The organism is Halorubrum sp. AJ67 (assembly GCF_000513435.1).
In genome coordinates this window covers 41,977-49,761 of the sequence record NZ_CBVY010000005.1, presented here as the reverse complement: position 1 = coordinate 49,761, position 7,785 = coordinate 41,977, and the positions used below count along the sequence as shown (strand labels likewise).

Genomic DNA, 7,785 nt, shown 5'->3' with positions numbered 1-7,785 from the left:
CCCCGATCACCGGATCTACGACCTCGCGCGGGCGGCCGGCAGCGACACCGACGCCGTCGACGTGGCGGCGTTCAAAGAGCGGTTCCTCGATCTGGCCCACGACCCCTCGGAGAGCGACTACCGGAAGGCGCTCGTCGCGGCCGCTCGCGCCTACGCGGTTTGAAAGCGAAAACGCAGCACGCGGAGGTTGAGTCGCGGGGAACTAGCGAGCGACCGGACCGCTCCGTTCTGGCCGGTTTTGTATATAACTAGACCGCTACCTGTCGGTTGCCAGCGGAAGCCGAATGGAGATCTCGGTGCCACGTGGCCCGCGGTCTTCGACGCGAATATCACCTTCGGAGTGGTTGATCGTCCAGTACACCACCCACAGCCCCAGTCCGCTGCCGTGTGAGAGCGTCTCGATAGCCTCGCCCGACTCGAGAACGTCTCTATCGAACTCCGGAATGCCCGGTCCGTCGTCCCGCACGCTGAGGGTGCCCCACGATTCATTGACGGCGAATTCGACGCGCACGCGGGGTTCTTCTCGGTCATTGTGGATCACCGCGTTTGTGAATAGCTCTTCGAGTGCGGTCTCGATCGATCCGGTCGCAGAGACGAGAAGCTGGGTTGGACCCGTAACGTCGATATCCGCGTCGGGCCAGTCGTCGGCCGCCTCGTCGGCAACGTCCCGGACCATCTGTCCGAGATCTATCGGGGTCGGCTCGCGTGGCTCACTGAGAACGGCAGTAATCTCCCGCGATTTCTCACTCGTCCTCAACAAGGCGCTGGCCCGAGCTACGATGGAATCAGCAGCGGCCGCAAGTTCGCCCTCGAGTTCGGCTTTGAGCTGTTCGCCCCGCCCTTGGATCACGTTCAGATCATTTCGGATATTGTGTCGGAGAACGTTGTCGAGCACGTGGAGCTGGCGGGTCCGTTCTTCGAGATCGGTCACGTTCCGGCAGATCGCTAGCGTGCCCGCAAGCTCGCCGTCCTCGTAGTACGGGTATCGTGTCGTATAGAAGATCGCCTCCCGGTCGCTGTATTCAAAGGTTGGCTCCACGCTGTATTCGACCGGCTCTTCGCTCTCGATGACGCGCCGTTTCTGCCGGGCGATCGTCGTGGCAGTTTCCGAATCCATAAACGCGTACTCTTCATCGTTGAGTAGTTCCTCCTTCGAAAGCCCGGCGAACGAACACAGCGCGTCGTTGACCAGCCGAAATCCCCCGTCGCGATTCTGGATCATGATCGGATCGTCGATCCGCTCGATGATATCGCGGTACAACGAGAGCCGACCTTCGAGCTCTTTGCGTTCGGTAACGTCGGTCTGGACGGCGACGAACGCCTTCACCTCGCCGTCCTCGACGATCGGTGCGATCGTCTGATCGGCGACGTACTGCGAGCCGTCGCTGCGCTGGTCAACTATCTCCTCGCGCCACGTATCACCCGCGGTAATCGTCTCCCAGAGGTCGCTGTAATACTCATCGCCCATCGCGCCGGATCGGAGGATGTCCGGCGACTGGCCGATGGCCTCCGCTCGGTCATAGCCGGTAACCGACTCGAACTCCCGGTTGACATACTGTATCGTCCCATCGGTGTCGCTTATCCAGATCGCGTTTCCAGAGGCCTCGACGGCCTGTTTGAACAGCTCCAGCGTCTCCGTCCGTTCTTCGAGTCGCTGCGATTGGGTTCGCAATCTGATGAGCGCCTGTATCCGCCACTCCAGTTCGGCCTTTTTGATCGGCATCGAAACCACCTCGTCCGCGGTCTCGAACACGACGCCATCCGCGATCTCCCCGCGGTCGGTTTCGATGACAGAAAGGTCCGCCTCCGGCACGAGCAGGAGACACGGCAACAACACCGGCTCCGCGGTGCGCTTCCGAGCTCTGAGCGTTTCGGCGTGGGCCCGTAGCATCTCTCCGTCGAGGATACAGCAGTCGAACGTCGCCGTCTCGACCGGCTGGTCCGGATCGACCAGCGTATAGCGGTCGTGGGCTTCGATCCACTCGGCTACTAGCCGTTGATCCCCCTCCTCGGAGAGCAGTGGGAGCAGTGCCGCCGCTTCACCGTCATTACCGGCCGATCCGTCCGTGGGGTACGGTCCGTTCATTTTGAACTCTCCTCGCGGTTGTCTGATCGCTGTGTCGTCGGTAGCTCGACTACGAAGACCGCGCCGGTCTGATCCGCCTCGTCGAGCCCACCAAACGATTCGCTCTCCGCTCTGTCCTCGATCCAGACGTCCCCGCCGTAACCCTCGACGAGACTGTCGACGAGAAACAGGCCCATCCCGGTCCCGCCGCTTTCCAGCCCTTTCTCACCCGCTCCGAACAGATCCGCTTTTACGTCATCCGGAATGCCCGGCCCGTTGTCGGCCACGCTGACTCGGACCGACTCGGCGTCGTCCTCGACGGTGATCATCACCTTCGGGTGAGCGGTACGGTTGTGCTGGACGGCGTTGTTGACGAGGTTCCGAAACACCGACGAGAGCAGCTCGTTCGCCAGCACGTGCGTTCCCGGATCGGGTGGCTCCGGCATCGTAATCTCGGCGTCGGAGAACGTCGCTCGGCGCTTTTCGAGTTCCGCAGTGAGGATCTGTCGAAGAGAGACCGGCTTGCGGTCCGGCGTCTCGTCGCCGTGAGTGAGTGCCGAGAGATCCCGGGCGACGTTCGTGAGTTCGACGACGTGTCGCCCCGCCCGAAGGATCCTGTCGAGCTTCTCTCGTCCCGCAGGCGTCACTTCGTCTTCGAGCATTTCACCCCACGCGACGACGACGTTCATATCGTTCCGGATGTCGTGCCGGAGGACCCGATTGAGCACGTCGAGCTGGTCTCGGACCCGGCGAAGCTCCTCGCGCTGCGTGTACGCTGAACGCGACTGATTGCGGAGGCGAAAGAACGTCTCCAACTGCTCGCCGAGTCGATGCTCCGTGAGCGGCATATCGATCACCCCGTCGATCGCGTCCCACAGTTCCGGGTGTTCGTCTCGGAGCCGGTCGTGGATCTCCCGGTGTCTCGGTTCCGGGACCAACAGGAGATACGGGAGAATGATCTCCTCGCTTTCCTTCCGCTTCAGGAGTTCGGACCGCTTTTCGCCCAATTGTCGCGTGTCGAACAGACAGCAGTCGAACGCGGCCTCGGCGATATCCGTGGCTTCAGCGAGCGTGTATCGATTGTGTCCGTTCACCCACGATTCAAGTACGCGCCGATTTCCCTCGTCGGCGACCAAGATCAGAACGCGTCGGGTCTCGTCTGTCGTCCTCCGATCTGAGGCCTGATCAGTCATGAGGTTACTGGTCGGGGTCGACGACTACGACACTCGTTCATTCGCTTTGGTCCGACGCTACTTACCTTCGCTGCTACCGGTCTCTTCTCCGCCGTCGTTATCGTCCCACTCCGGAGTTCCGGTGAGAATGCCTCGGAGTTGTGGGAGCGGTTCGCCGACGCGGATCCCGTCCGCCGTGATCTCGAGTTCTCGGAGGCCGCGTTCGAAATCGCTCGTCCGCATTTTGAGCGTCCCGATGACTTTCCGCATCTCTCCGCGATACTCGACGTGGCGCAGAAAGACGATGTTGTCCGCGAGATTACTCGTCCGTTCTTCGGTCGCATGGAAGTTCCCGGTGATGTTGTGGACCTCGTTGATCAGGATCGTGGAGACGCCAGCGGCCCGCAGAAACCGACCGATCCGCAACAGGGCACCCGTCGTGTTGTCGAGTCCTCGGAGGTTCTCTTGGAACCCCTGCGACCCGTCGATCATCACCACTTCGGTACCGTCCTCGACCGCCTCGCGGACGAGGTGCTCGAACTGTCCGACGGTATACTCCTCCGGAGCGATCTCGACGATCGACATATTTCCGCTGTCCAGCGCAGCCTGTAGCGGGAGGCTGATCGCATCGGCCCGCTTCCGCATGGTTCGCTCCGCCTCCTCGAACTGGAACAGGACGCTTTGTTTACCCTCGAGAGCCGCCTGTGAGAGAAACTGGAGCCCGGTCGTCGTCTTGCCGACGCCCGTCGGACCACTGAATATCGTGACTGTTCCCTGGTCTAAGCCACCGTGAAGTAACTCGTCGAGTCCTGCCACGCCCGAAGAGAGCGTCCCCGGTTCGACCTCCCGCTGTTGTTCGCCGGGAACGAGCGTCGGCCAAACGGTCAACCCCTCGTCGGTGATGTCGTAGAAGTGGTTCCCTCGCCGGAACGACGACCCCCGGAACTTGGAGACGTGGACGACTCTGCTCTCGGGGGTTACGTCGAGTGAGACGACGGCGTCGACGAGGAACTGCAGATCGTCATCGGTGACCGTCCCCCGGCCTGTGAGGTGAGCATCACCGTTGCGTCCATCTCTTTGAGATAGTCGAGGAGGCCGAGAATACCCGAGCGGAACTGCCGTTTATCGCCGGCGAGGTACCGAAATTCCGTGATCGGATCGAGCAAGACACGGTCTGGTTCGATTTTGTCGATCTGTTCGCGTAGCGCCGCGATGAATCCCGGCTGTTCGACCTCTGCTGACTCGAAGACGCTGTAGGAGTTGCGCTTTGAGAACTGCTCTTGAGTCGGCGAGAGGTTATGGAACTGTATCTGATCGGTGTTCAAGCCGAACGCATCGGCTGCTTCTTCCACGTACGCCTGCGGCTCACCCATATTGACGTACAGCGCCGACTCTCCGGCATCGATCCCCGCCGAGAGGAAGTGTAATCCAAGAATTGTCTTCCCTGCTCCCGGCGACCCACGCATCAGAACGTTTCGACCCTGAATAAGTCCCCCGTCGAGAATCTCATCCAGACCGCTGATGCCAGTGGATACTCGTTCGGCTGTCATAGTATGGATAGCACGTTATCGAGAATAACGGTTGTCACTCAATTATCGGCGGTGTTCAGGTTGCTATATTAAATAGCGTCCGCTGAGCGAGGATGATACTATTAACACTCAAACTAGACCGAAATGTGTTCGGCAAGTTGCCACACTGCTTGGGTCGGCTGACGAAACGGACGACGCGGTCGCCGATCGCCACATCGAAGCAGCGATTAAGTGCTGTCCCGGTCACGACCGGTAGAGCGCCAGCGCCTACTGACAAACAATCGCTCAGTCTCCAAAACCGTCACCGACCGCGTCTTATTCCCCGTTGTTCCGCGCGGGGGTGCCGTCGCCGTCCGCCTCCACCGTCCCACCCTCCGCTGTCGAATCGGCGGCCTCGACCGGCGCACCCGAGTCCTCCGCGGCGGGAGCCCCGTCGAGGACGGTCACGCGCGCGGACATGATCCGCGTGTTGTCGACGCGCTCGATGCGGATCCGGATCTCGTCGAACTCGATCTCCTCGCCCTCCTGAACGAGCCGCCCGGCGCGGTTGAACACGAAGCCGGCGAGCGTCTCGAACTCCTCGCCCTCGGGGAGGTCGATCCCGAGGATCTCGTTGACCTCGTCGATGTTCACCTCGCCTTGGACGACCGCGACGTTCTCTTCGAGGAACTCCACCGGGGCCTCCTCGTCGCCCTCTAAGATTTCGCCGACGATCTCCTCGACCATGTCTTCGAGGGTGATAATCCCCTCGGTGGTGCCGAACTCGTCGATAACCGTCACCATCTGGAGGCGGTTGTCCTGCATCTCCGCGAGCAGCTCGTCGGCGTTCTTCGACTCGGGGACGTGAAGTGTTGGCTTGACGACGCGCTCCAAGGAGGGCTGCCCCTCGGAGTAGCGCAGCTCGCGGACCAAGTCGCGGACCGTGACCACGCCGATGATGTTGTCGAGGTTCCCCTCGTAGACGGGGACCCGCTCGTGGTCGGCCTGAATACACGTCTCGATCGCCTCCTCGACGGAGTCCTCTTTCGCGACCGCGGTGACGTCGAGCCGGGGCGTCATCACCTCCTTCGCGATGGTGTTGTTAAATCTGAAGATGCGGTCGAGCATCTCGCGTTCCTCCTCCTCGATGACCCCCTCCCGTTCCCGGTCTCGATGATGTCCTGGATCTCGTCGCGGGTGACGTAGGTGGACTCGATCGCCGCCGAGCCGCCGATGATGCTGTTGACCCCCTTGACGATGTAATCGAAGAGGACGACGAGCGGGTACAACGCGTACTCGGAGAGCTTCAGCGGGCGAGCGATCCGGAGCGCCCACGACTCGGTGTTCTCGACGGCGTACGACTTCGGCGCGCTCTCGCCGAAGATCAGCACGAGCGTCGTGATCCCGAACGTCGTCGCCAGCACGGCCTGCCCGCCCGAGAGGTAGATCCCGAACAGCGCGGTCGCGATGGAGGTCATCGCCACGTTGACGATGTTGTTGCCGACGAGGATCGTCACCAGCAGCCGGTGGGGGTTCTGTTTCATGTCGCGGATCGTCTTCGCGCCCGTCACCCCCTCGTCGACGAGGCTGTCGATCCGGTGTTGCGGCAGCGAGAACATCGCGATCTCGGACGAGGAGAAGAACGCCGAGAGCCCGACTAAAAGGAGGATCGCGACGGCCCCGAGCGCTGTGATGACGCTCTCGCCCGGCATCGGTATCTGAAGGAGGTCAACCACCGCTGCGCTGGACGACAAGCCCATGTTCGTTTGTCATCCGTCGCCCCGCGATTAAAGCGTTCCCTTCGGCTATCCTCGACGCGGCCCGATCGTCGGCGAGGCGCGCGCCCCGTCGGCCGTCCGCACGAACGCGCGCCGAGGGTGCCGCTGTCGACACGATTACCCGTCTCGCGGGCGAATCGAGGCGCATGAGCGAGCCACAGATCACCCTGTACCGGCTCCAGGCGTGTCCGTTCTGCGAGCGCGTGGTCCGGACGCTGAACGAACTCGACTTGGAGTACCGCTCCCGGTACGTCGAGCCGATGCATTCCGAGCGCAACGTCGTCAAGCGCGTCTCCGGCGCGCGGAGCGTCCCGGCGATCGTCGACCGCGAGACCGGCGTGACGATGTCGGAGAGCGCGAACATCGTAGAGTACCTCAACGGAACGTACGGCGAGGGAGGTGCCTGAGATGCCCGACTTCGACGTCGTCTCCCTGCCCGAGACCGACCACGTCGCCGAGGGCGACACGGCACCGGACTTCGTCCGGCCGCTCGTGAACGACGAGTACTGGGAGGACCGCGCGCTCGCCGACGTCGTCGACGGGCCGACGCTCCTGCTCTTCCACCCCATGGACGGGGCCTTCCAGGGGACGTACCTCTACAACACGGTCGACGACCACGGCTGGGCCGACGACGTGGACGTCCTCGGCGTCTCAATCTCGACGCCGTACGCCCACAAGCGCCTGCTCGCCGACCGCGGCGACGGCGTCCGGGTGTTCTCGGACCCGGCCGCGGGCGTCATCGAGGAGTACGGGCTCGCCCACGACATCGACGGCATGACCGGTATCACGGAGAGCCGACCGGCCGTGTTCCTCCTCGATTCCGACCGCACCGTCGAGTACGCGTGGGTCGCGGACGAACACCCCGCGTTCCCCGACGCCGAGGCGATAGACGACGCGGTCGCCGACCTCGTCGACTGATCGGTCACTGATCTCATCGACCTCTCGGTCAGCGATTCCGTCGACCGGTTCGTGAGGCCCACACGCGTCACCCTTTTTCAACTCGGAGCCGAACGAACGCGCGTGACCGCCGACACGAGCGACGACCCCCCGGACCGATCCGACGAACTCCGCGCGGCGGCGGCCGCCGTCGACCGCGGCGACCTCGTCGTCTATCCGACCGAGACGGTGTACGGCCTCGGCGCTGACGCGCTCGATGCCGCCGCCGTCGGACGCGTCTTCGAACTGAAGGGCCGCGACCGCGACAATCCCCTCTCCCTCGGCGTCGCAGTCGTGGGAGGCAAGGCGACACACGGGGGAGTAGG

At 62.9% G+C, this 7,785-nt stretch carries 8 protein-coding genes and 1 pseudogene; 4 read left to right on the top strand and 5 right to left on the bottom strand.

Annotated elements, in window-relative coordinates:
* Positions 1–163 (top strand): DUF5781 family protein (locus BN903_RS17290; RefSeq protein ID WP_228841056.1); only part of this gene is annotated, 163 nt, incomplete at its 5' end.
* 93 nt (positions 164–256) lie between these two features.
* On the opposite strand, the gene BN903_RS06535 is transcribed toward BN903_RS17290, so the two are convergent.
* The 5 genes and pseudogenes from BN903_RS06535 to BN903_RS06520 form a co-directional block, all read right to left on the bottom strand.
* Positions 257–2,086 (bottom strand): PAS domain S-box protein, encoded by a 1,830-nt coding sequence (locus BN903_RS06535; RefSeq protein WP_052334931.1) that lies wholly within the window; start codon positions 2,084–2,086, stop codon positions 257–259.
* A complete protein-coding gene (locus BN903_RS06530; RefSeq protein ID WP_052334930.1) occupies positions 2,083–3,258 on the bottom strand; it encodes a sensor histidine kinase KdpD in 1,176 nt (391 codons plus the stop codon). Before BN903_RS06530 ends, BN903_RS06535 begins: the two co-directional genes overlap by 4 nt.
* Positions 3,259–3,315: 57 nt before the next feature.
* A complete protein-coding gene (locus BN903_RS17985; protein WP_228841041.1) occupies positions 3,316–4,125 on the bottom strand; it encodes an ATPase domain-containing protein in 810 nt (269 codons plus the stop codon).
* An 89-nt stretch (positions 4,126–4,214) separates the two neighbouring features.
* Positions 4,215–4,787: an ATPase domain-containing protein gene (locus BN903_RS17980; protein ID WP_228841040.1), complete on the bottom strand. Its 573-nt coding sequence runs from the start codon at positions 4,785–4,787 to the stop codon at positions 4,215–4,217.
* Positions 4,788–5,081: 294 nt separating this feature from the next.
* Positions 5,082–6,505, bottom strand: a pseudogene (locus BN903_RS06520) (hemolysin family protein).
* Positions 6,506–6,669: 164 nt separating this feature from the next.
* On the opposite strand from BN903_RS06520, the gene BN903_RS06515 reads away from it, so the two are divergent.
* From BN903_RS06515 to BN903_RS06505, 3 genes are all read left to right on the top strand, one after another.
* Complete coding sequence (locus BN903_RS06515; protein WP_006629628.1) at positions 6,670–6,930, top strand: glutathione S-transferase N-terminal domain-containing protein; 261 nt, start codon at positions 6,670–6,672, stop codon at positions 6,928–6,930.
* Position 6,931: 1 nt separating this feature from the next.
* Positions 6,932–7,441, top strand: a complete 510-nt coding sequence (locus BN903_RS06510) for a redoxin domain-containing protein (RefSeq protein WP_048076979.1) — start codon at positions 6,932–6,934, stop codon at positions 7,439–7,441.
* 102 nt (positions 7,442–7,543) lie between these two features.
* Positions 7,544–7,785, top strand: a 242-nt coding sequence (locus tag BN903_RS06505) for a Sua5/YciO/YrdC/YwlC family protein (RefSeq protein ID WP_048076978.1), incomplete at its 3' end; no start/stop codon positions are given.